The organism is Vibrio sp. V12_P9A6T4, assembly GCF_963874835.1.
GTDB lineage: Bacteria > Pseudomonadota > Gammaproteobacteria > Enterobacterales > Vibrionaceae > Vibrio > Vibrio anguillarum.
Map to the genome: position 1 here is coordinate 146,611 of NZ_CAWNJO010000049.1, position 22,021 is coordinate 168,631.

Sequence of the window (22,021 nt, forward strand, 5' to 3'; positions counted from 1 at the left end):
CTTAACGTCCATGAATTCGACGCAGGTATGCGCCCTGCCATAGATTGATCAGTAGTAGCAGCGATAACGATGCCATCAATACTACCGAGGCAATGGCACTCGCCGCCGGAAAATCAAATTCTTGTAAGCGTACAAAAATCATTAATGAGGTAATTTCACTGACGTAAGGCATATTGCCCGCAATGAAAATCACTGCGCCAAACTCACCCAAGCTACGCGTAAATGAGAGTGCAATACCCACCAATAGTGCAGGACGAATCGAAGGCATGATCACTTTCCAAAATACGGCGCTGTCTGATGCGCCTAACGTCATGCCCGCTTCTTCCTCTTCTTTGGATATCTCTTCCAAGACGGGTTGTACCGTGCGCACCACAAACGGAATACTGGTAAACGCCATCGCGACAACAATCCCCAAGGGGGTATAAGCCACTTTAATTCCAAGCTCGCCAAGTACGCTGCCCACCCAGCCATTGGATGAGTAAAGCGTCGCCAACGTAATACCTGCAACGGCGGTAGGCAAAGCAAACGGTAAATCGACTAAAGCATCAAGAATACGTTTGCCATAAAAATCATAACGAACCAGCACCCAAGCGAGTAATAATCCTAGCAAGCCATTAAACAATGAGGCGATGAGTGCCGCGCCCACCGTTACTTTGTAACTGGCCAGTACACGAGGGTCCGCCACCACCTGCCAATACTCGGTGAGCGACATTTGGCTCGTTTGCATAATCAAACCACTGGCGGGCAATAGCAGCACTAAGCTGACAAAAAACAGCGAAGTACCGAGGCTAATACCAAATCCGGGTAGCACCCTTTTATGGCGTGGGCGAGATAAAGAAGCGGTGAAGGAATGGCTCATAAACCCTCGAAACAAAACGGATGCCTAAGAAAACCACCCACACTCAACGCAGGTGGCGATGACGAATTAACGACGTTGAAGTTGGTCAAGCTTCGCGCCATTGGCAAAATGAAGCTTCATGGCATTTTCCCACCCGCCAGCAATGCTCTCAACCGTCAGCAATTCAACTTCAGGGAAGCGATCAGCAAATTCTGCGTTCACTTTCTCATCATGAACGCGGTAGTTAAACCCAGCCAGTAAACGTTGCGCTTCTTCACTGTACAAATAAGCGAGATATTCTTTGGCTACCTCAAGCGTGCCTTTACGCTTGGCATTTTTTTCCACCACGGCCACGGGAAACTCGGCCAAGATAGAGGTCTTAGGCACCACTACTTGATATTCATCCACGCCATACTGCTGACGAATATTGTTCACTTCAGATTCAAACGTAATCAGCACATCGCCAATGCCACGTTCAACAAACGAAGTAGTCGCACCACGGCCACCAGTATCAAATACCGCGACATTGGCTAAAAATTGTTTGAGGAATTGATCCTGTTCGGCTTGGTTCTCTTTGCCAAAAGTCTTTTGTGCATAACCGACCGCGGCCAAATAGGTATAACGTGCATTGCCTGAAGTTTTAGGATTGGGGAATACAGAAGCCACATCAGCTTTGGCGAGATCGCCCCAATCTTGAATATTTTTTGGATTCCCCTTGCGCACTAAAAATGCGGTCGTGGAGTAGTAAGGTGAGCTTGCATTGGGCAATTTTTCTTGCCAATTAACATCGATAAGCTTGCCGCGATCGTGCAGCACCTGAACATCCGTTACCTGATTGAATGTCACTACATCGGCGGCTAACCCCTGCAAAATTGAGCGAGCTTGCGCAGATGACCCACCGTGCGACTGTTTGATCTCCACTGTTTGGCCTGTCTTTTGGTGCCAGTGTTTTTCAAACACTGGGTTATAAGAAGCAAACAGCTCGCGAGCGATGTCGTACGATGAGTTGAGAATGGTTTGATCCGCGGCCGAAACATTCAACGATCCTACGGCTAATAAGCTTGCTAAGGCTGACTTGATGAACTTCATATATTGCTACTCCCTAATCACTACGGCCAAAATGGCGTCCTTGGCAATTAGAGTATGAGGAAAATGAATTATAACAAAGAGGATAACTAGAACTTTTTGGAATAAACTCTAGCAATAAATTGTATGCCAATTACCAGCACGACTTTATAGTAGTGCTCGGTAAGGTGGATACGTCATCTTACTCTTCCGACTAAAAAATTAAGGACAACATGATGGCGGACTTTCCAACGATTGAAGCATATGTCGGGCAAACGCCTTTAGTTCGCTTGCAGCGACTGGCGGCTCACACCTCAAGCACCGTATTGGTCAAGCTAGAAGGCAATAACCCAGCAGGTTCAGTCAAAGATCGCCCAGCGCTCAATATGATAGTGCAAGCAGAGCTTCGCCAAGAGATCCAACCGGGCGATACCATCATTGAAGCGACCAGCGGCAACACGGGTATCGCGCTGGCAATGGCGGCCGCCATCAAAGGCTACAAAATGATTTTAATCATGCCAGATAATGCTACCCAAGAGCGCAAAGACGCGATGAAAGCGTATGGTTGTGAGCTCATTTTAGTCAGCAAAGAGCAAGGCATGGAAGGAGCGCGCGATTTAGCATTAAAAATGCAAAGTGAAGGCAAAGGAAAAGTACTCGATCAATTCAATAACCCCGACAACCCGCAAGCTCATTTTGATTCAACTGGCCCAGAAATTTGGCAACAAAGCCACGGGGAAATCACCCACTTTGTCTCAAGTATGGGCACAACGGGCACCATCATGGGCACTTCTCGCTATCTAAAAACGCAAAATCCAGAGATAAGCATTGTCGGTTTACAACCAGCAGAAGGCAGTGCAATTCCGGGCATTCGCCGCTGGCCTCAAGCTTATTTACCCGGCATTTTTGAATCATCACGTGTTGATGTGGTACTCGATATCGAAGAGCAAGATGCCATCAATACGGCTCGTGCTTTGGCAACCCAAGAAGGTATTTGCGCTGGCGTCAGCTCTGGAGGCGCCGTTTTCGCTGCGTTACAAATCGCGCAACAAAATCCCGGAGCGGTGGTTGTTGCCATCATTTGCGATCGAGGCGATCGTTATCTCTCATCCGGTCTTTTTTCTTAGATCAAATCTCCAACCCAACGGGCTAATCAGTGCTGACGCGCTCATCACTCTTTAGCCCTTGGCTTTGCTTCCACATCAGCATCCCTTGATTGCTCAGCAATAGCGAAGTTTGTTATCCTCTCCAACTCTTTAAATGCATGTTCTGACGATTCTTTCTAACTCATGTCAGAGCTAAGACCGCTGCCATTCCTGTAGGGTGGTCATTTTCACAGTCAGCCATTGATAATCGAGTGACGAATAACATGAGCAAATCCAGCGCATCTTCCGCCGAGTCTTCACCACAGCACACCCCGATGATGCGGCAATATCTGCAATTGAAAGCCGAAAACCCCGATATTCTGCTCTTTTATCGGATGGGCGATTTCTACGAGCTGTTTTACGATGACGCTAAACGCGCATCGCAATTGCTGGAAATATCACTCACCAAACGCGGTGCTTCTGCGGGTGAGCCTATTCCAATGGCGGGCGTTCCCTATCATGCCGTGGAAGGTTACTTAGCGAAATTGGTACAGCAGGGCGAATCCGTCGCGATTTGTGAACAAATTGGCGATCCTGCCACCAGCAAAGGCCCCGTTGAGCGTAAAGTGGTGCGGATTGTCACGCCCGGCACGGTCACGGATGAAGCCTTGCTCTCTGAGCGAGTCGATAATTTAATTGCCGCCATCTACCACCACGATGGTCGCTTTGGCTACGCGACCTTAGACATCACTTCAGGGCGTTTCCAACTGAGTGAGCCTGAAACCGAAGAGGCGATGGCCGCCGAACTGCAACGCACCGCACCGCGCGAACTGCTCTTTCCTGAAGATTTCACACCTGTCACTTTAATGAGCAATCGCAAAGGCAACCGTCGCCGCCCTATTTGGGAATTTGAATTAGAGACAGCAAAACAGCAGTTGAACCAACAATTTGGTACGCGTGATTTAGTCGGTTTTGGCGTAGAACAGGCCAAACTGGGTTTATGCGCCGCTGGTTGCTTGATTCAATACGTGAAAGATACGCAGCGCACTGCACTGCCTCATATTCGTTCACTGACGTTTGATCGCCAAGATCACTCGGTGATCTTAGATGCCGCCACGCGCCGTAATTTAGAGATCACGCAGAACTTGTCCGGTGGCTTTGATAACACCTTAGCGGAAGTGCTCGATCATTGCGCCACCCCAATGGGCAGCCGCATGCTCAAACGCTGGTTACACCAACCGATGCGCTGTATTGATACGCTGAATCAACGCCTTGATGCGATCGGCGAGTTGAAACAGCTTGCTCTGTTTAGTGAATTACAACCTGTGCTGAAACAGATTGGCGATATTGAACGTATTCTTGCTCGTTTGGCATTGCGTTCCGCTCGCCCAAGAGACTTAGCACGCCTGCGACATGCGATGCAGCAATTACCGCAGCTCAGTGAAATACTGCAACCCTTATCGCAACCCCACTTAGTTCAGTTAACTCATCATGTACAACCATTAGATGAGCTGTGCACACTGCTTGAGCGAGCGATCAAAGACAACCCACCAGTTGTGATTCGTGATGGCGGTGTGATTGCTGATGGCTACAGCGCCGAACTGGATGAGTGGCGTGATTTAGCCAACGGTGCAACCGAATACTTGAATAAATTAGAAGCTGAAGAGCGCGAACGTCACGGCATTGATACGCTCAAAGTCGGCTACAACGCGATTCACGGTTTCTACATTCAAGTCAGCCGTGGCCAGAGTCACCTTGTTCCTCCCCACTATGTGCGCCGCCAAACGCTGAAAAATGCCGAGCGTTATATTATTGCTGAGCTAAAAGCGCATGAAGATAAAGTGCTCAACTCGAAATCAAAAGCACTGGCAGTGGAAAAGCAGCTTTGGGAAGAGTTATTTGACTTATTGTTGCCTCATTTAGAGCAGATGCAAAACCTTGCATCTTCGCTATCGCAGCTCGATGTGTTGCAAAACCTTGCTGAGCGCGCTGAAAGCTTAGATTACTGTCGCCCGACCTTGAGTAAAGAGCCAGCGATCCATATCCAAGCTGGCCGTCACCCTGTCGTTGAGCAGGTGATGAATGACCCCTTCATTGCCAACCCAATTGAGCTCAATCCGCAACGAAAAATGTTGATCATTACCGGGCCTAACATGGGCGGTAAATCGACCTACATGCGCCAAACTGCATTGATTACTTTATTAGCGCATATCGGTTGTTATGTACCAGCGGAAGCAGCACACATCGGTTCGATTGACCGCATTTTCACCCGTATTGGAGCATCGGACGATCTCGCCTCTGGTCGCTCTACTTTCATGGTTGAAATGACCGAAACTGCCAACATTTTGCATAATGCGACACAAAATAGCTTGGTATTGATGGATGAAATTGGCCGCGGCACCAGTACCTATGATGGGTTATCACTGGCTTGGGCAAGTGCACAATGGCTCGCAAGCCAAATTGGCGCGCTAACGCTATTTGCCACTCATTATTTTGAACTGACCGAGCTGCCAAACCAGCTACCTCACTTAGCCAACGTGCATTTAGATGCCGTGGAACATGGCGATAGCATTGCCTTTATGCATGCGGTTCAAGAAGGGGCGGCAAGTAAATCTTACGGCCTAGCAGTGGCTGGTCTTGCTGGCGTGCCTAAAACAGTGATCAAAAACGCGCGCGCTAAACTGTCGCAGCTCGAGTTATTGAGTCAACAACAACCCAATGGCAGCAAAAACTCAACCGTAGATATTGCTAATCAACTCAGTTTGATCCCAGAGCCAAGCGAAGTCGAACAGGCATTAGCAGCTATTGATCCTGACGATCTAACGCCTCGCCAAGCATTAGAAGCGCTTTATCGCTTGAAGAAGCTAATGTAACAATCTGATATTACAAATAAAAAAGGCATCGATTTTAAGTCGGTGCCTTTTGTGCTTTTATGCAATAGTTTTATAAATCAATGGTTCTATGAATCAAGGTCTTGTTGAACCAACCTTTAGTCGTATTCAACATTAAACAGCGCTTCCATGTTCAAGCCTTGTTTAACCAAGATCTCTCTCAAACGACGTAGGCCTTCCACTTGAATTTGACGAACTCGTTCACGGGTTAAGTTAATTTCGCGGCCTACCTCTTCTAAGGTGGACGGTTCATAACCTAATAGCCCAAAACGGCGTGCAAGTACCTCTTTTTGTTTTGGGTTCAGTTCATCTAACCAATTCAGTAGTGATTCACGGATATCATCATCTTGCGTAGAAATTTCAGGATCAGAGTTGTTCGCATCTGGGATGATATCGAGTAGTGCTTTGTCACCATCGCCGCCAATCGGTGTATCAACAGAACTGATACGCTCGTTCAGACGTAGCATTTTACTGACATCTTCTACTGGCTTATCCAGTTGGAACGCAATTTCTTCTGCGGTAGGTTCGTGATCTAACTTCTGCGACAGCTCGCGAGCCGTGCGAAGGTAGATATTCAACTCTTTAACGACATGAATTGGCAAACGGATAGTGCGCGTTTGGTTCATTAATGCACGTTCAATGGTTTGACGGATCCACCAAGTAGCATAGGTTGAGAATCTAAAGCCACGTTCTGGATCAAATTTTTCTACCGCGCGGATCAAGCCTAAATTACCCTCTTCAATTAGATCGAGTAAAGCTAAGCCACGATTACCATAACGGCGAGAAATTTTAACGACCAAACGTAAGTTACTTTCGATCATGCGTTTACGAGCAGCTTCATCGCCTCTCAGTGAACGACGAGCATAAAGTACTTCTTCTTGGGCTGTTAATAATGGAGAAAAACCAATCTCGCTAAGATACATCTGTGTTGCATCTAAGCTTTTTGTTGACGCATCAAACCCTTCTTTGGCATCTTCGATTTGAACATCGTCATCGCTTTGGCTTTTAGTGGTGGTGAGTTCTTCATCAACCTCAATCGAATCCATGATCTCTTGGTCTTCAAACTCTTCGACTTTCGTTACTGCATTGCTGATACTCATAGCGCCTCCCCCTGGCGAGCTAGCAAGACATTACTACTTTCTAATGTCGCTACATGACTCTTTCAAGTATGTTTACGGTAAGTAGCGTTTTGGATTCACCGACTTACCTTGATAACGAATTTCAAAGTGTAAACGAACACTACTGGTTCCTGAGCTACCCATGGTTGCTATTTTTTGGCCAGCTTTAACACTTTGTCCTTCTTTTACCAGTAACCGATCGTTATGAGCATAAGCACTGAGGTAGTTATCATTATGTTTAACAATCACAAGATTGCCGTAACCTCTTAATGCATTTCCCGAATAGACAACGGTTCCTGCAGCAGTTGATAAAATGGATTGACCACGCTGTCCTGCGATATCGATCCCTTTATTTCCTTGATCGCCTGCTGAAAAGTTTTTAATTATTCTCCCTTGTGTCGGCCATAACCATTTTGAAACTTTATCATCTTTTGGTTTAGCAAAGGTTACATTAGCATTAACATTTTGCTTACCTTTTGAATCAACATACTCTTTTGATTTCGATTGTTCAACTACCTTAGGAGGATCTTTCTTTGCGACTTTGGTCGAAGAACTTGCGGCATTAGATCCACTATTTTGATTAGAGTTTTTACTCACTCCGTCTACAACCATTGGGGGGGAAACTAAGCCAGCCATTGTGCTCGAAGGGGTTGCAGCCACAATGACTTCTGTTACACCATTACCACCATAAGCAGGAGGCGTGTAATTGGGGATCCATAATTTGAGTTTTTGACCGGGATGAATGGTGTAAGGTTTTTTTAAATTATTGAAACGGATCAAGTCGTTTACATTTTTATCTGTGACATAAGATATAAAATAGAGCGTATCGCCTTTTTGCACTTCGTAAAAACTGCCGCGATAACTACCACGAGGAATGGCATTATAGTCTTTATTGAGCCCAGAAACGGGTGCAGGAGTATGAGCAGCACATCCGATAAGGACGCTACTCATTAGCACCATTATTACTCTGTTTCTTAGGTTACTCATCATCACTAAGCTAAATCACCGGCAACTAAAGGAACAAAACGCACCATCTCAATGGTGTTAGAAATAAAATCATCGCCTTGGCGAACTATTTTCAATAACTGTTGCTCACTACTGCCGACAGGGATCACTAAACGGCCACCTTCCGCAAGCTGATCAAGCAGCGCATTTGGGACAAATTCGGCCGCCGCCGTAACAATGATCGCATCAAAAGGGGCTTTAGCATCCCAGCCCAACCAGCCATCACCATGCTTAGTCGAGACGTTATAAATATCCAATTGCTTTAAACGACGCTTGGCACCCCACTGTAATGACTTGATCCGTTCAATCGAATACACGTGCTCAACCAACTGGGCAAGCACAGCGGTTTGATAACCCGATCCTGTGCCAATTTCTAAGACCTTACTCTGCGGCTCAAGTTCTAAAAGCTGCGTCATTTTTGCCACAATGTAAGGCTGTGAAATCGTTTGTCCTTGGCCTATCGGCAAGGCGTTGTTGTCATAGGCTTGATGCATCATCGCCTGAGAAACAAAGCTTTCTCTTGGCAAACAATGAATGGCATCCAAAACGGTTTGATCTTGGATACCATTCGCGATCAGAAATTCAATTAATCTGTCGGCATGTGGATTGGCCATTACCCTTTTTCCTTCAACCAGTTATCCATACTTGGCAGTGACTCATGAGCCGTGAGATCAACTTGCAACGGCGTCAAGGAGACATAGCCATGCTCAATCGCATAGAAATCAGTCCCTTGCCCTGCATCTTGCTCTTTACCCGGAGGACCTAACCAATAAATATCATGCCCACGAGGATCTTTCTGCTTAATCATACTTTCTGCGTGATGGCGAGCACCTAAACGCGTCACTTGAATACCCGCTAACTCCTCAAATGGACGATCTGGTACGTTCACATTCAATAATCGATTGGTTGGGATCGGGGCATTGAGATGTTGTTCGACCAACTGGCGTGCTATCTGCGCTGCCGTAGTAAAATTAGCCGTCCCGACCAATGAAAACGCGATCGCTTGCACCCCAAGAAAGTGCCCTTCCATCGCCGCCGCAACCGTGCCCGAATAGAGCACGTCATCGCCCAAATTCGCACCATGATTGATGCCTGTCAGCACCAAATCAGGCAGATCATCTTTGAGCAGTTCATTGAGTGCAAAATGCACACAATCGGTTGGTGTGCCTTGCACTGAATAGGTATTGGGTGAAATGAGATCCACACGAAGCGGCTGCTCTAATGTCAGCGAATTGGAGGCTCCTGACCGATTACGATCCGGCGCGACAATCACGATCTCGGCGAGATCCGCCAGCGCGCGTGCTAGGGTATTTAAACCTTGCGCGTATACACCATCATCATTGCTTAATAAAATCTTCATCGAGTTTTTTCCTTAGAACTCGCGTTCAACCGCTATCTCTTCAACCAATTCGCGAATGACTGAGGTAGCAAAACTTCCTGCATCTAAATCAAAACGTAACGTCACATTGTCTTGTTCAACTGTCCAAGAAAGATTCTGAGGCTTAAGCATCACCGCCCGGCGCTCATGACGCATACGATTGCTGCGGATCAGTGCCATCAAGTCAGGTTCAGCATCAAGGTGAACTTGTTCTAAATCTAAAGCCTCGCCTTGCGTCGGTAGTGCGTTATCGCCCGCCAAAGCAGCACTTATTTGCACTTCATTCAATGCCAGCTTGTTATTGAGATCGGTAAGATTCGCCAAGGTGGCTAAGGTCGTTTTCTCTCCCTCAAGTGCGATATCTCCTTCGATAAATTGGTGTAACTTATCTTGCTCGATACGGGCAGAGACAATTTGGTTGAAAATCCACGAACGGGCCGCCGAAAGATACAAACTGCGCTGATTTTGGTTACGTGAACGCACGTTCTCTTTTCCCCAGCGACGCGCTTCACTGAGGTTATTGCCGTGATTGCCAAAACGTTGGCTACCAAAATAATTAGGCATACCGTGCGTGGCGATGTGCTTTAATCGCGTCACTACTTCGGCGGTGTCGGTGACTTCAGAAAGCGTGATTTCAAAATGATTGCCGACTAAATCTCCGGGGCGCAACTTTTTATTGTGACGCGTAGTTTCCAGAATTTCGATGCTCGGATATTGAGCCAAAAACTCGGTGAAATCTGGCGTCTCACCTTTTGGTAAATGCACACTGAGCCACTGCTGCGTGACCGCATGACGATCTTTCAGACCAGCCCAACTCACATCTTTTGATTTCACACCACATGCTTTGGCCAATTCATTGACCACAAAACTGGTATTTTCACCGGTTTTACGAATATGAACCATTAAGTGCTCGCCGCTTCCTGCCAGTTCGAATCCTAAGTCTTCAATCACTTTAAAGTGCTCTGGCTTGGCTTTTAGTTTGGCTTTAGCGGCTGGTTTACCACAAAGGTAAGCCAATGAAGATAATATATCTGACATGTTTTCATCCGTCGCTGACGCGAGTTGGCGGTAATAATAAAAACAGCGACGCATGAGCCGCTATTGCGCGTTACTGAGCGTGCCATTCATTGGCGGTAGTCCATCAATAACGTGTTTTTACATAGTTTTTACATAGAAGGAGAGGCAAGTGAATTGCCATTACCTCTTCAATTTGGGTCGTTTTATTAAGGCAATATTATGCTTTGATCAACCGTGCATTTAATCTGTAGTGCATTTAATCTGTAGTGCATTTGATCAATAAGACAACCGCTTCGCAAGCAATACCTTCTTTGCGCCCAGTGAAACCAAGGCGTTCGGTTGTGGTTGCTTTGACGTTAATATTATCTAGCGTCGTTTCAAGATCTTGCGCAATGGCAGCGCACATCGCTTCAATATACGGCGCCATCTTCGGTGCTTGCGCGATAATGGTGACGTCAGCATTTCCTAAACGGTAGCCTTGCGCTTTCACACGGCGATAGACATCTTTCAATAATTCACGGCTATCTGCCCCTTTCCATTTATCATCAGTATCGGGGAAATGGCGGCCAATATCACCTGCGGCAATCGCGCCAAGCAGCGCATCACTTAAAGCATGCAAGGCGACATCACCATCGGAATGAGCAATTAAGCCTTGCTCATAAGGAACGGCAATTCCCCCAATGATGACTGGGCCTTCACCGCCAAACTTATGAACATCAAAACCGTGGCCAATTCTAATCATGGTTATTTCCTATTGCGGCTAGTGAAGAAGTACGACCTAAATAAAACTCAGCTAAAGCGAGATCTTCGGGTTGCGTAATTTTGAGATTATCCGCCCGCCCAGCGACCAACGCTGGATGTAACCCTTGCCACTCCATTGCGGATGCTTCATCGGTGATGATGACTTGCTGATCTAACGCATCCGACAAAGCCTCAAAAAGCGGCTTGGCTCTAAACATCTGGGGGGTGAGTGCATGCCATAATGCGACGCGATCAACGGTATGATCAATGTTGTTTTCGCCATCAGCACGCTTCATTGTGTCTCGAACGGGTGCAGCTAAAATCGCACCTACCGGATGCTCTTTAGCTGTCGTAATCAATCGGTCAATATCTGCAAAAGTAAGACAAGGCCGCGCTGCATCATGCACGAGAACCCATTCACCTAGGGAATTAGCTAAAACATATTGCAGCGCAGAGAGCACCGAGTCGGCTCGCTCTTGACCACCGCTGACGCGAATAACATTGGGATTAGTGGCTAATGGCAGAGCAAAATAGTAAGGATCATCGTCACTAATGGCGACAACAACGCGATCAATATTAGGGTGCGCGAGCAGCGTCGCTATTGTGTGTTCGAGAACGGTTTTGTTGTGTATGGTTAAATACTGTTTCGGACGATCTGCTTGCATTCGGCTGCCAACACCAGCAGCCGGTACAATCGCGGTAAGAGAAAGCGTACTGTGCGGCATTTATTGACTATCCTCACCGACCAATCGATAGAAAGTTTCACCTTCTTTTATCATTCCTAATTCATGACGCGCTCGCTCTTCAATCGCGTCCAATCCTTGTCGTAAATCATCAATTTCGACGAACATTTCCGAATTTCGTAGCGTTAGGTTTTCGTTTACTTGTTGCTGCACGTCAATTTCATCGACAATGGTTCGATAATCAGCAATGCCATTTTTACCGAGCCACAAATCGTACTGTAATAAACCGAATAATAACGCCAATGTCACCGCAAAAAGTCGCATCACATCTATAACCATTCAAAACGTTCACTATGAAAGAGAACGTAAACGATAAACAAAGCGTGCTGTTTAAAAAAAGTGACGCTCTAACACAGCACGAAAATGATGGCTATTTATACCACAAGCCTTTATTTAACTCATCATTAGGAACGCAAATAAGCCGCCACCGAGAATTAAACGGTAAATGACAAACGGAGTCATACCCATTTTAGAAATCAGTTTTAAGAAGAAATGGATACAAATATAAGCACTGATAAAGGAGGTAAGGATACCCGTCATTAAGAAACCAAAATGCACAGGTTCGCCACTGGTCACCAGCTTTAACCCTAAATAACCACCCGCCAAAACAATGATGGGAATCGACATCAAGAAAGAAAAACGCGCGGCCGCTTCACGAGTAAAACCAAGATACAACGCCGCAGTGATGGTCGCTCCTGAGCGAGAGGTACCGGGGATAACCGCAACCGCTTGTGCCAAACCAATCATCAGCGATTTTTTCCAATCGGCTTGGTATTCATCATCCGCTAATGGAGCGTTTTTATCGACATACCACAGTAATAGACCAAAAATAATAGTGGTGGTTGCTATCACCCAAGCACTGCGTAGGTAGAGTTCAACAATATCTTTCATAAAAAAGCCGAAAATACAGGCAGGGATGGTGGCTAGTACGATCATCCATGCCAGTTTCGATTCTTTACTGCGCTCGCCTTTAAAAATCGAGGCAAAAAAAGCGCGCAGTAAAGTCACGACTTCTTTCCTAAAATAGATAACCACGGCAGCTAATGTGCCGACATGCACCGCCACATCAAAGGCAAGACCTTGATCCTCCCAGCCTAAAATAGCTGAAGGCAAAATCAAATGGGCGGAGCTGGAGATAGGTAAAAATTCGGTTAAGCCTTGAATCAAAGCCAAAAAAAACGCTTCTAAATAACTCATTACTGACTCTTATTAATTAATGTCGAACCAAAGTTTGACAGGGGTGAGCGATTCTAAGTTGATCGCCTGTTGCCATATTTGACGCACACTACGACCATCATTGGGAACGATCCGTTCCGGTGACAAATCGTAAAGTGGTTGTATGACAAATGGATATTTAAAGATATCACTGCGTGGCAGTTCAGGATCTTGCGCTGAAATGTCTTCACCAAACAAGATGATATCGAGATCTAAGGTGCGATCTTGAAATTTTTTCGCCTGCGGGTCGCGCCCCCATCGAGATTCAATCGCTCGAAGTTGCGCCACGAAATCACTCAACGAAAGCCTTGTTTCCAGCACAACGACTAAATTATAAAAGGCCGCACTATTGAACCCAACCGATGCACATTCGTAAATGGTCGAGATCTGTAGATGATTTCCGATGGTCGACAATTCCTCGATGGCCACTTCGATATGTTTGCGTCTTTCAATATTAGAACCGACGCCAACATAGACCGTAGTCATGCATCGCCTCGCTCAATAATAACGCCAACACTGGATGCCTGTGCTACCGCGCCGGGCTTTGCTAAGCGAATTTTAACCCAAGGAACGGAAAAACGCTGCATCAGAAGCTCTGCTACTTCTTCTGCAACACGCTCTACCAATAAAAAGCGACCATTTTCAATATGTGCGATCACCGCTTGACTCACTTGTGCGTAGTCTAATGCATCGCTCACATCATCACTTTTACCTGCGGGTTGATTGTCGTGCGCCATTTCGATGTCGAGCACCAACTTCTGCTTAATCTCTTGTTCCCAATCATACACGCCAATGGTCGTAATTACCGTCAGCTGTTCAATAAAGACTTTGTCCATTTTTGCGTCTCTTCCTCTAGAGGTCGGATACCCTAATTACGTAAAAAATCGTACTATTTTGCCTAATCGCGATATCATATACCCAAACTGAGTCGAGATGCGAAATCCAAAACATTTTTTTGCTTTTCATCATGGTTAACAATGGCTTGTGAACTTGCTTTAGGGCATTTCCACTGCAGAGGTACTTATGACACCACTCGCACTGATAATGATCATTTCTGCCTATTTACTGGGTTCGATCTCAAGTGCGGTGTTGATCTGCCGTTTATTACGCCTGCCCGATCCTCGCAATATGGGCTCAAATAACCCCGGTGCAACTAACGTATTACGCATTGGTGGAAAAAAAGCCGCCATCGCGGTACTGCTGTGTGACATGCTCAAAGGTACTATTCCAGTATGGGGCAGCTACTATTTGGGGATTGACCCCATTCTATTGGGCCTAGTCGCCATCGCCGCTTGCCTTGGCCATATGTATCCTATTTTCTTTCATTTTAAAGGCGGAAAAGGTGTTGCAACAGCACTGGGAGCAATCGCACCGATCGGTTTAGATCTCACCGCACTTATCATATTGACTTGGGTCAGCGTTGCATTTTTATTTCGCTATTCATCCTTAGCGGCTTTGGTTACCGTGCTGCTCGCTCCGTTCTACACTTGGTTGATCAAACCGCAATATACCTTACCGGTAGCAATGCTGTGCTGCCTTATCGTGTTTCGTCATCACCAAAATATTAAACGGTTATTGGCTGGCACAGAGCCGAAAGTGGGTGAGAAAAAAACGCTTGGTTCTTGAGCTAGCTTGGATGATGGATAAACCCGCTTGCAAATAACGTCAATGACGAATAAGTAAAAGGCCTCTTACGAAGCCTTTTTTGATTAAGCATGACCCGCTAATAAGGGAAGACTAGCTAAGCGCTTTTTTCAAGAAACGGGTCAACATGGCGGTAACGTATTCAGGTTGCTCTAAGTTACTGATATGTCCAGCATTAGCAATAACCTCTAACTCACTGCCGTGAATGGCATCATTCATTAAGTAAGCCTCAAGAGGCGGACGAGGCATATCTTCAGCGCCAGCTGCAATCAACACTGGCAACCTCAATTGCTCCACCTCTTCAATCATGTCACGACGACCGAAGATCATTTTCCCCAACCGAGCCACTTCCACCGCTTGTTGACCAGTAAGCGCCGATAAATGTTGCTTGAATCCAGCCACTAATGCCGGAGATTTCTGCTCGCCATCTTTTGCAAAAAACATCGGTACAACTGCATCAACAATCGGTGCTGGCACTTGCTGCATCGCCGCAATCGCATCGAGCATGGCAAAATATTTTGCATGGCTGACTTCAGGCTCTAGACCAACAAAGGTATCCATCATCACTAATGATTTCACGCGCGCAGGCGCAAGAACGGCTAACTCAGCCCCCCACATTCCACCTACAGAAAGACCAATGATAGAAAACTGCTCAATCGATAAGTGGTCCATCAAAGCCAAAATATGCTGAGCATAATCTTTTAGTGTGTTCATGGATGACGGTGCGAAATCTGACTGACCATGCGCCCATAAATCAGGCACGATACAGCGGTAGTGTTGACTCAACGCTTCCACCTGAGGTGCCCACATTGCGCTATCCCACAGATAGCTGTGACCGAAAACAAGCACTTCACCTTGCCCTTGATCCAAATAACGCATCTGGCAATCATCAATAACAAATGTCTTCATTGTGAATCCAATATTAGTAAAGTAGGTTGGCATTGTAGCATTGATATGAGCGATAACAGCTCAGAGCAGAATGTAAGCAATGGCTAATTAAAATCAATACAGAACGCCACAGAAACGGAAGTACCAAAGAACAAAACGGCCTCTAATAAAGAGACCGTTGCGACACCCGCTAAATAATGGGTTTAAGTTGATCAATCGGCCAGCGAGGTGTTGCCTGCACCGCTAAATCGACTGTTTCACCATTTTTTAAACGCTGCATACCCGCATAAGCAATCATTGCACCGTTGTCGGTACAAAATTCAGTACGCGGGTAATATACTTCACCACCGATTTTTTTCGCCAGTGCGCCAAGCTCTGCGCGTAACTGTTTATTGGCACTCACGCCACCGGCAATAACAATACGTTTCATGCCAGTTTGCTCAAGGGCTCGCTTGCACTTAATCACTAAAGTGCCACACACCGCCTCTTGAAAGGCATACGCAATATCTGCTCGGGTCTGATGATCATTCTCATTAGCTGCAATCGTATTGGCTGTAAATGTTTTTAAACCAGAGAAACTCATGTCTAACCCTGGTCGATCCGTCATCGGACGCGGAAACTTAAAACGCCCTGGCGTTCCTTTTTCAGCCAAACGAGCCAACAATGGACCCCCGGGATAATCAAGCCCCATCAGCTTCGCGGTTTTATCAAACGCCTCACCGGCCGCGTCATCAATAGACTCACCGAGGATCTTATATTCACCAATCCCTTTCACCTCTACCATCATGGAATGACCACCGGAAACCAGTACGGCCACAAACGGGAACGGAGGCGGATTATCTTCAAGCATCGGAGCTAAAAGGTGCCCTTCCATATGGTGAACAGGCACCGCTGGCACATTCCACGCATAAGCCAAACTACGGCCAATCGTCGCGCCAACAAGCAGCGCACCCACTAAACCAGGACCTGCGGTGTAAGCCACGCCATCAATATCCGCTGGCGTCAAATTCGCTTCAGCCATCGCTGCTTTTATCAGTGGAATGGTCTTTTTAACATGGTCTCTAGAAGCAAGCTCCGGCACCACACCGCCGTAATCGGCGTGCAGTTTTACTTGGCTGTACAATTGATGAGAAAGTAAGCCTTTCTCTTCGTCATAAATGGCGATGCCAGTCTCGTCACACGAGGTTTCAATACCAATAATGCGCATAATTTTCTCAGCACGCTTTCATCAACAATTGGAAATGGCCGCCATGTTACCCCGCCTTGGCTCCGTAAACAAATTTTGTACAGACTATAATCGACAAAGTGCTTTACAAAGCTATTGCGATCGGATTAAAATTCCGCACCATTTTTGATCAAGCTGATAACCGAGCAAACAGACAAGAAATCTTGTGGTTTAAGCCTCAAAATATCAGCGTTAACGAATAACCCCTGAGGTGAAAGGCATATGCCAATAGTTAAAGTACGTGAAAACGAACCGTTCGATGTTGCATTACGTCGTTTCAAGCGCTCTTGCGAAAAAGCAGGTATCCTTTCTGAAGTGCGTCGTCGTGAGCACTATGAAAAACCAACTACCGTTCGCAAACGCGCTAAAGCAGCAGCTCAAAAGCGTCACGCTAAGAAGCTAGCTCGCGAAAACGCACGTCGCGTTCGCCTGTACTAATAACCTTTTTCCATTAAGGAACGAGAGTTATGGCTCTAATTGATATCCTCAAAGAAGAGCAAAAATTAGCGATGAAAGCCAAGGATAAAGTACGCCTTGGCACTATTCGTTTAGCCTTATCCGCGATCAAACAACGAGAAGTCGACGAGCAGATCACTCTGAACGACGACGATATTCTTGCTGTGATGGTAAAAATGGTTAAACAGCGTCGCGACTCTGTCGCTCAATATGAAGCTGCCAATCGTCAAGATCTCGCAGATGCAGAGCAAGCAGAAATCACTATCCTTGAGGCATTTATGCCTCAGCCGTTGAGCGATGATGAAGTGAGCGCATTAATTGATGATGCGATCACCCAGTCCGCTGCTGCTGGCATGCAAGACATGGGGAAAGTGATGGCTGTCTTGAAACCGCAAATTCAAGGGCGTGCAGATATGGGTAAAGTCAGCGGATTAGTTCGAACTAAACTCGCTTAAATGCCCGCATCAAATTGCATCAAGCCGTGCTATCCTCTGGAGCGCACGGCTTGTTTGTATCTAATCATTCGTTTTAATCTTTTCTTTTAGGTTTTATGGCAGGACACATCCCTCGCAGTTTTATTGATGATCTCCTTGCTCGACTTGATATTGTCGACATCATAGACGCACGTGTGAAACTTAAGAAAAAAGGTAAGAACTACGGTGCTTGCTGCCCATTCCATAATGAAAAAACGCCCTCATTTAGTGTAAGCCAAGAAAAACAGTTCTATCACTGCTTTGGTTGTGGCGTGCATGGCAACGCCATCGACTTCATGATGGAATATGAACGCCTTGAATTCGTCGAGGCCATCGAAGAATTGGCTTCTTTTGTGGGGCTAGAAGTTCCCCGAGAGCAACGCTCTAGTGGCCATTTCTCATCAGCCCCTAAAGCCAATAGTGAAGAAAAACGCACCCTTTATGACTTAATGGGCAGCATTGCGCAGTTTTACCGCAACCAACTCAAAGTTCCGGGTAATCGTCATGCCATCGAGTATCTGAAAGATCGCGGTCTTTCTGGCGAAATCGTGCAGAAATTTGGTATTGGCTATATTGCTGACGAATGGGATTTAGTGCGCAAAAACTTCGGCCAACAACAAGAAAGCCAAGAGATGCTCGTCACTGGCGGCATGTTGATCGAAAATGACAAAGGCAATCGCTACGATCGTTTTCGTGGACGTATTATGTTTCCCATTCGCGACCGCCGCGGACGAGTGATCGGCTTTGGTGGACGCGTTACTGGTGATGGAACGCCAAAATACCTGAACTCACCAGAAACTCCTATTTTCCATAAAGGTAAAGAGCTGTATGGCCTATACGATGTCATGCAAGCCTATCGTGAACCCCCGCAAATATTAGTTGTTGAAGGTTATATGGATGTGGTGGCTCTGGCGCAATATGGAGTGGACTACTCGGTTGCTTCGCTAGGAACCTCAACTACTGGCGATCACCTGCAACTGCTTTTTCGCCAAACCAATACGGTGGTCTGTTGCTATGATGGTGACCGAGCAGGACGAGAAGCGGCGTGGCGCGCACTGGAAAATGCGTTGAGTTATCTCAAAAGTGGCAATATTCTTAAATTTCTGTTTTTACCTGATGGTGAAGACCCAGATAGCTACATCAGAACCCATGGAAAAGCGGCCTTTGAACAGTTAGTGCAAGATGCTGAACCCTTATCCAAATACCTATTTACCAACCTACTGTCACAAGTTGATGTCGGTAATAACGAAGGGAAAGCAGCGCTTGAGGCGCTGGCATTACCACTGATTAATAAAGTGCCAGACACATCTCTACAAGCGCAATTGCTCAAAATATTAGGGCAAAAGACTGGGATTTATAAAAAGCCATCACTGCCAGAATCAGACAAACACCGCTCACAGCCACACAAAGAGCTCAAACGCACACCGATGCGTGAAGTGATCGCTTTGCTTATTCAAAATCCAAGCTATGCTGAAATGGTGCCTGATATTTCCAGCGTTCAATCCTTGCCCATACCCGGTTTAAGTTTATTAATTGAGGTACTTGAGAATTGTCAAGCGTACCCCAATATTACTACAGGCCAATTGCTTGAACACTGGCGCGGTAATAAAAACGAGACCCTTCTGTCTCGCCTCGCAAGTTGGGAAATTCCACTTGTTGAAGACAACCAAGAAGAACTATTTTTAGATTCATTGGACAAAATATTGGCTCAATGCATCGAAAAGCAAATTGAAAACCTGCAGGCAAAAGAAAGAAGCGTCGGTTTATCAGCCGAAGAGAGACGGGAGCTTCAAGACTTAATGAAAGACTTGAAAGCGTAACCCAGTTTAAATAGTCAGCAATGAATAAATTTGTTAGTATATGTGGTTTGCATTTCGCATACTAATTCCTTCACCAGATATGAAGTTGGATACCGTCTATGGATCAAAATCCGCAGTCACAGCTAAAACTACTTGTCATTAAAGGCAAAGAGCAAGGCTATCTGACCTACGCCGAAGTAAATGACCACCTACCAGCAGAAATCGTAGATTCCGAGCAGGTAGAAGATATCATTCAGATGATCAATGACATGGGTATTAAGGTGGTAGAAACTGCCCCTGATGCCGATGATCTTGCTCTAAATGATGACAACGCAATCACCGATGAGGATGCTGCCGAAGCTGCAGCCGCTGCATTATCCAGTGTAGAAAGCGAAATTGGTCGTACTACCGACCCTGTGCGCATGTATATGCGCGAAATGGGTACCGTAGAACTGCTGACTCGCGAAGGTGAAATTGATATCGCTAAGCGTATTGAAGATGGTATTAACCAAGTTCAACGCGCAGTGGCTGAATATCCAGGCACCATTCCATACATCTTAGAGCAATTTGACAAAGTTCTTGCTGAAGAACTTCGTTTAACAGACCTGATCTCAGGTTTTGTTGATCCTGACTCAGATGCAACGAACGCCCCAACAGCGACCCATATCGGTTCAGAGCTTGCTAGCGCTGACCTTGCTGATGAAGACGACCTTGATGATGACGACGATGACGACAGCGAAGATACTGACTCTGAAGAAGATGCAGGAATCGACCCTGAGCTTGCGCTAGAAAAATTCACCGAACTACGCAACAAGTATCAAAATCTTCAACTCGCGAAAAATGAGCATGGCTATGACAGCAATAAAGCCGCCCAAGCTACCGAGTTGATGCTGGATATTTTCCGTGAATTCCGACTCACGCCAAAGCAATTTGACTACCTAGTCAACAAGCTTCGCACCTCTATGGATCGTGTTCGTACTCAAGAACGTCTGATCATGAGAGCTGCGGTCGAATACGGTAAAATGCCTAAGAAATCATTCATTGCCTTATTCACTGGCAATGAATCAAGCGATGCATGGTTAGATGAAGTACTTGCTTCAGAAAAGCCTTATGCAGAAAAAATCAGACAGCAAGAAGAAGATATTCGTCGTTCAATTCATAAATTGAAAATGATCGAAGAAGAAACGTCTTTGAATGTGCAAAACATTAAAGACATCAGCCGTCGCATGTCTATCGGTGAAGCGAAAGCTCGTCGAGCGAAAAAAGAGATGGTTGAAGCAAACTTGCGTCTGGTTATTTCTATCGCGAAGAAATACACCAACCGTGGCCTGCAGTTCTTGGATCTTATCCAAGAAGGTAATATCGGCCTGATGAAAGCGGTAGATAAGTTTGAATACCGCCGTGGTTATAAGTTCTCAACTTACGCCACTTGGTGGATTCGCCAAGCTATCACACGTTCAATTGCAGACCAAGCACGTACTATTCGTATTCCAGTGCACATGATCGAAACGATCAACAAACTGAATCGAATCTCACGTCAGATGCTGCAAGAGATGGGCCGTGAGCCTCTGCCAGAAGAATTGGCAGAACGCATGCAAATGCCAGAAGATAAAATTCGTAAAGTACTGAAAATTGCTAAAGAGCCAATCTCTATGGAGACACCTATCGGTGACGACGAAGATTCGCATCTTGGTGACTTTATCGAGGATACAACCCTTGAACTACCACTTGATTCTGCTACGGCCACCAGCCTAAGAGCAGCGACTCGTGACGTTCTTGCTGGCCTAACCCCTCGTGAAGCGAAAGTACTGCGTATGCGTTTCGGTATTGATATGAATACAGACCATACGCTAGAAGAAGTTGGTAAGCAGTTTGACGTAACGCGTGAGCGTATCCGCCAAATTGAAGCGAAAGCACTGCGTAAACTGCGTCACCCAAGCCGCTCTGAAACATTGCGCAGCTTCCTAGACGAGTAATCGCAACCTATCCAATCTAAAAGGTGAGCACAAGCTCACCTTTTTTGTATCTCATGGTTTAAGTGGATAAAAACTAAGCGCATTTACCCTATTTTGCGGGTAGACACTCATAACTCCATCCCCTATAATCACACACCTAATTTGGCCCCTTAGCTCAGTGGTTAGAGCAGTCGACTCATAATCGATTGGTCATTGGTTCGAACCCAATAGGGGCCACCATTATTCCTTAAGGCTTATGGAGAAATCCGTAAGCCTTTTTTCGTTCTAGTCCGGTCTATATCCGGTCCGCAATTACTTCCGGTAAGCTCTGGTCCATCAGGTCAGCCGAAACACGCCACGTAGTCACCACAGAGTCACACTTCCCCTGTCAGAGTGATATCCACCATCAGAACCTTCTCTCGTCTGTACAGCGCGAATCAGAGCAGATACATTCCACTCAACACCAGATCCGAACCCCAGAAAAA

Annotated in this window: 22 protein-coding genes and 1 tRNA gene; 8 read left to right on the top strand and 15 right to left on the bottom strand. The window is 46.1% G+C overall.

Features of this window, described 5'->3' with window-relative positions:
• Nucleotide 1: 1 nt before the first annotated feature.
• Both cysT and cysP read right to left on the bottom strand, forming a co-directional pair.
• Complete coding sequence (cysT, locus tag AACQ42_RS07880; protein WP_017046719.1) at nt 2-859, bottom strand: sulfate/thiosulfate ABC transporter permease CysT; 858 nt, start codon at nt 857-859, stop codon at nt 2-4.
• 66 nt (nt 860-925) lie between these two features.
• A complete protein-coding gene (gene cysP / locus AACQ42_RS07885) occupies nt 926-1,927 on the bottom strand; it encodes a thiosulfate ABC transporter substrate-binding protein CysP (RefSeq protein WP_094165889.1) in 1,002 nt (333 codons plus the stop codon).
• 212 nt (nt 1,928-2,139) lie between these two features.
• On the opposite strand from cysP, the gene cysM reads away from it, so the two are divergent.
• A complete protein-coding gene (gene cysM, locus AACQ42_RS07890; RefSeq protein ID WP_094165890.1) occupies nt 2,140-3,030 on the top strand; it encodes a cysteine synthase CysM in 891 nt (296 codons plus the stop codon).
• A 242-nt stretch (nt 3,031-3,272) separates the two neighbouring features.
• The gene (gene mutS, locus AACQ42_RS07895; protein WP_094165891.1) at nt 3,273-5,861 is read left to right on the top strand and encodes a DNA mismatch repair protein MutS; all 2,589 of its coding nucleotides are present in this window, start codon (nt 3,273-3,275) and stop codon (nt 5,859-5,861) included.
• A gap of 116 nt (nt 5,862-5,977) precedes the next feature.
• Here the strand turns inward: mutS and rpoS are convergent, their stop codons facing one another.
• The 11 genes from rpoS to folB all read right to left on the bottom strand — a co-directional run bounded on the left by rpoS (nt 5,978) and on the right by folB (nt 13,932).
• Nucleotides 5,978-6,979, bottom strand: a complete 1,002-nt coding sequence (rpoS, locus tag AACQ42_RS07900) for an RNA polymerase sigma factor RpoS (protein ID WP_017047531.1) — start codon at nt 6,977-6,979, stop codon at nt 5,978-5,980.
• 72 nt (nt 6,980-7,051) lie between these two features.
• Nucleotides 7,052-7,984, bottom strand: a complete 933-nt coding sequence (nlpD, locus tag AACQ42_RS07905) for a murein hydrolase activator NlpD (RefSeq protein WP_026028368.1) — start codon at nt 7,982-7,984, stop codon at nt 7,052-7,054.
• 5 nt (nt 7,985-7,989) lie between these two features.
• On the bottom strand, nt 7,990-8,616 hold the full coding sequence (locus AACQ42_RS07910) for a protein-L-isoaspartate(D-aspartate) O-methyltransferase (protein WP_094149297.1): 627 nt from the start codon (nt 8,614-8,616) through the stop codon (nt 7,990-7,992).
• Nucleotides 8,616-9,362, bottom strand: coding sequence for a 5'/3'-nucleotidase SurE (gene surE / locus AACQ42_RS07915; protein WP_094165892.1), 747 nt, complete (start codon nt 9,360-9,362; stop codon nt 8,616-8,618). Before surE ends, AACQ42_RS07910 begins: the two co-directional genes overlap by 1 nt.
• A gap of 12 nt (nt 9,363-9,374) precedes the next feature.
• Nucleotides 9,375-10,418: a tRNA pseudouridine(13) synthase TruD gene (truD, locus tag AACQ42_RS07920; RefSeq protein WP_441351195.1), complete on the bottom strand. Its 1,044-nt coding sequence runs from the start codon at nt 10,416-10,418 to the stop codon at nt 9,375-9,377.
• Between the two features lie 235 nt (nt 10,419-10,653).
• Nucleotides 10,654-11,139 (bottom strand): 2-C-methyl-D-erythritol 2,4-cyclodiphosphate synthase, encoded by a 486-nt coding sequence (gene ispF, locus AACQ42_RS07925; RefSeq protein WP_013857718.1) that lies wholly within the window; start codon nt 11,137-11,139, stop codon nt 10,654-10,656.
• The gene (ispD, locus tag AACQ42_RS07930) at nt 11,132-11,863 is read right to left on the bottom strand and encodes a 2-C-methyl-D-erythritol 4-phosphate cytidylyltransferase (protein WP_094165894.1); all 732 of its coding nucleotides are present in this window, start codon (nt 11,861-11,863) and stop codon (nt 11,132-11,134) included. The genes ispF and ispD overlap by 8 nt, the downstream gene beginning before the upstream one ends.
• On the bottom strand, nt 11,864-12,145 hold the full coding sequence (gene ftsB / locus AACQ42_RS07935; protein WP_026027578.1) for a cell division protein FtsB: 282 nt from the start codon (nt 12,143-12,145) through the stop codon (nt 11,864-11,866). It lies immediately after the preceding gene.
• Nucleotides 12,146-12,274: 129 nt separating this feature from the next.
• On the bottom strand, nt 12,275-13,078 hold the full coding sequence (locus tag AACQ42_RS07940) for an undecaprenyl-diphosphate phosphatase (protein ID WP_017046711.1): 804 nt from the start codon (nt 13,076-13,078) through the stop codon (nt 12,275-12,277).
• 12 nt (nt 13,079-13,090) lie between these two features.
• Complete coding sequence (gene folK / locus AACQ42_RS07945) at nt 13,091-13,582, bottom strand: 2-amino-4-hydroxy-6-hydroxymethyldihydropteridine diphosphokinase (RefSeq protein ID WP_019281914.1); 492 nt, start codon at nt 13,580-13,582, stop codon at nt 13,091-13,093.
• Nucleotides 13,579-13,932 carry a bifunctional dihydroneopterin aldolase/7,8-dihydroneopterin epimerase gene (gene folB, locus AACQ42_RS07950; protein WP_013857722.1) on the bottom strand — a complete coding sequence of 118 codons (354 nt, stop codon included), beginning with the start codon at nt 13,930-13,932 and terminating at the stop codon, nt 13,579-13,581. Before folB ends, folK begins: the two co-directional genes overlap by 4 nt.
• A gap of 187 nt (nt 13,933-14,119) precedes the next feature.
• Between folB and plsY the strand changes: the two genes are divergently transcribed.
• A complete protein-coding gene (gene plsY / locus AACQ42_RS07955; RefSeq protein ID WP_017047525.1) occupies nt 14,120-14,722 on the top strand; it encodes a glycerol-3-phosphate 1-O-acyltransferase PlsY in 603 nt (200 codons plus the stop codon).
• 111 nt (nt 14,723-14,833) lie between these two features.
• Here the strand turns inward: plsY and AACQ42_RS07960 are convergent, their stop codons facing one another.
• Both AACQ42_RS07960 and tsaD read right to left on the bottom strand, forming a co-directional pair.
• Nucleotides 14,834-15,682, bottom strand: a complete 849-nt coding sequence (locus AACQ42_RS07960; protein ID WP_094165895.1) for an alpha/beta fold hydrolase — start codon at nt 15,680-15,682, stop codon at nt 14,834-14,836.
• A gap of 136 nt (nt 15,683-15,818) precedes the next feature.
• On the bottom strand, nt 15,819-16,835 hold the full coding sequence (gene tsaD / locus AACQ42_RS07965) for a tRNA (adenosine(37)-N6)-threonylcarbamoyltransferase complex transferase subunit TsaD (protein ID WP_013857725.1): 1,017 nt from the start codon (nt 16,833-16,835) through the stop codon (nt 15,819-15,821).
• Nucleotides 16,836-17,075: 240 nt separating this feature from the next.
• On the opposite strand from tsaD, the gene rpsU reads away from it, so the two are divergent.
• The 5 genes from rpsU to AACQ42_RS07990 all read left to right on the top strand — a co-directional run bounded on the left by rpsU (nt 17,076) and on the right by AACQ42_RS07990 (nt 21,776).
• Nucleotides 17,076-17,291: a 30S ribosomal protein S21 gene (rpsU, locus tag AACQ42_RS07970; protein WP_004396009.1), complete on the top strand. Its 216-nt coding sequence runs from the start codon at nt 17,076-17,078 to the stop codon at nt 17,289-17,291.
• A 29-nt stretch (nt 17,292-17,320) separates the two neighbouring features.
• On the top strand, nt 17,321-17,764 hold the full coding sequence (locus AACQ42_RS07975) for a GatB/YqeY domain-containing protein (protein ID WP_010318215.1): 444 nt from the start codon (nt 17,321-17,323) through the stop codon (nt 17,762-17,764).
• A 95-nt stretch (nt 17,765-17,859) separates the two neighbouring features.
• Nucleotides 17,860-19,602, top strand: coding sequence for a DNA primase (dnaG, locus tag AACQ42_RS07980; protein ID WP_013857726.1), 1,743 nt, complete (start codon nt 17,860-17,862; stop codon nt 19,600-19,602).
• 98 nt (nt 19,603-19,700) lie between these two features.
• A complete protein-coding gene (rpoD, locus tag AACQ42_RS07985; protein ID WP_013857727.1) occupies nt 19,701-21,557 on the top strand; it encodes an RNA polymerase sigma factor RpoD in 1,857 nt (618 codons plus the stop codon).
• 143 nt (nt 21,558-21,700) lie between these two features.
• Nucleotides 21,701-21,776 (top strand) — tRNA-Ile (locus AACQ42_RS07990).
• The last annotated feature ends 245 nt before the right edge of the window (nt 21,777-22,021 follow it).

Bases quoted from the DNA above. Each gene is read 5' to 3' on its own strand.
- ispD (WP_094165894.1), bottom strand. From the start codon at position 11,863: ATGCCGCACAGTACGCTTTCTCTTACCGCGATTGTACCGGCTGCTGGT.
- truD (WP_441351195.1), bottom strand. From the start codon at position 10,418: ATGTCAGATATATTATCTTCATTGGCTTACCTTTGTGGTAAACCAGCC.
- cysT (WP_017046719.1), bottom strand. From the start codon at position 859: ATGAGCCATTCCTTCACCGCTTCTTTATCTCGCCCACGCCATAAAAGG.
- rpoS (WP_017047531.1), bottom strand. From the start codon at position 6,979: ATGAGTATCAGCAATGCAGTAACGAAAGTCGAAGAGTTTGAAGACCAA.
- dnaG (WP_013857726.1), top strand. From the start codon at position 17,860: ATGGCAGGACACATCCCTCGCAGTTTTATTGATGATCTCCTTGCTCGA.
- AACQ42_RS07940 (WP_017046711.1), bottom strand. From the start codon at position 13,078: ATGAGTTATTTAGAAGCGTTTTTTTTGGCTTTGATTCAAGGCTTAACC.
- folK (WP_019281914.1), bottom strand. From the start codon at position 13,582: ATGACTACGGTCTATGTTGGCGTCGGTTCTAATATTGAAAGACGCAAA.
- mutS (WP_094165891.1), top strand. From the start codon at position 3,273: ATGAGCAAATCCAGCGCATCTTCCGCCGAGTCTTCACCACAGCACACC.
- surE (WP_094165892.1), bottom strand. From the start codon at position 9,362: ATGAAGATTTTATTAAGCAATGATGATGGTGTATACGCGCAAGGTTTA.
- rpsU (WP_004396009.1), top strand. From the start codon at position 17,076: ATGCCAATAGTTAAAGTACGTGAAAACGAACCGTTCGATGTTGCATTA.
- tsaD (WP_013857725.1), bottom strand. From the start codon at position 16,835: ATGCGCATTATTGGTATTGAAACCTCGTGTGACGAGACTGGCATCGCC.
- AACQ42_RS07910 (WP_094149297.1), bottom strand. From the start codon at position 8,616: ATGGCCAATCCACATGCCGACAGATTAATTGAATTTCTGATCGCGAAT.
- AACQ42_RS07975 (WP_010318215.1), top strand. From the start codon at position 17,321: ATGGCTCTAATTGATATCCTCAAAGAAGAGCAAAAATTAGCGATGAAA.
- ftsB (WP_026027578.1), bottom strand. From the start codon at position 12,145: ATGCGACTTTTTGCGGTGACATTGGCGTTATTATTCGGTTTATTACAG.
- plsY (WP_017047525.1), top strand. From the start codon at position 14,120: ATGACACCACTCGCACTGATAATGATCATTTCTGCCTATTTACTGGGT.
- ispF (WP_013857718.1), bottom strand. From the start codon at position 11,139: ATGATTAGAATTGGCCACGGTTTTGATGTTCATAAGTTTGGCGGTGAA.
- cysP (WP_094165889.1), bottom strand. From the start codon at position 1,927: ATGAAGTTCATCAAGTCAGCCTTAGCAAGCTTATTAGCCGTAGGATCG.
- rpoD (WP_013857727.1), top strand. From the start codon at position 19,701: ATGGATCAAAATCCGCAGTCACAGCTAAAACTACTTGTCATTAAAGGC.
- AACQ42_RS07960 (WP_094165895.1), bottom strand. From the start codon at position 15,682: ATGCCAACCTACTTTACTAATATTGGATTCACAATGAAGACATTTGTT.
- cysM (WP_094165890.1), top strand. From the start codon at position 2,140: ATGGCGGACTTTCCAACGATTGAAGCATATGTCGGGCAAACGCCTTTA.
- folB (WP_013857722.1), bottom strand. From the start codon at position 13,932: ATGGACAAAGTCTTTATTGAACAGCTGACGGTAATTACGACCATTGGC.
- nlpD (WP_026028368.1), bottom strand. From the start codon at position 7,984: ATGAGTAACCTAAGAAACAGAGTAATAATGGTGCTAATGAGTAGCGTC.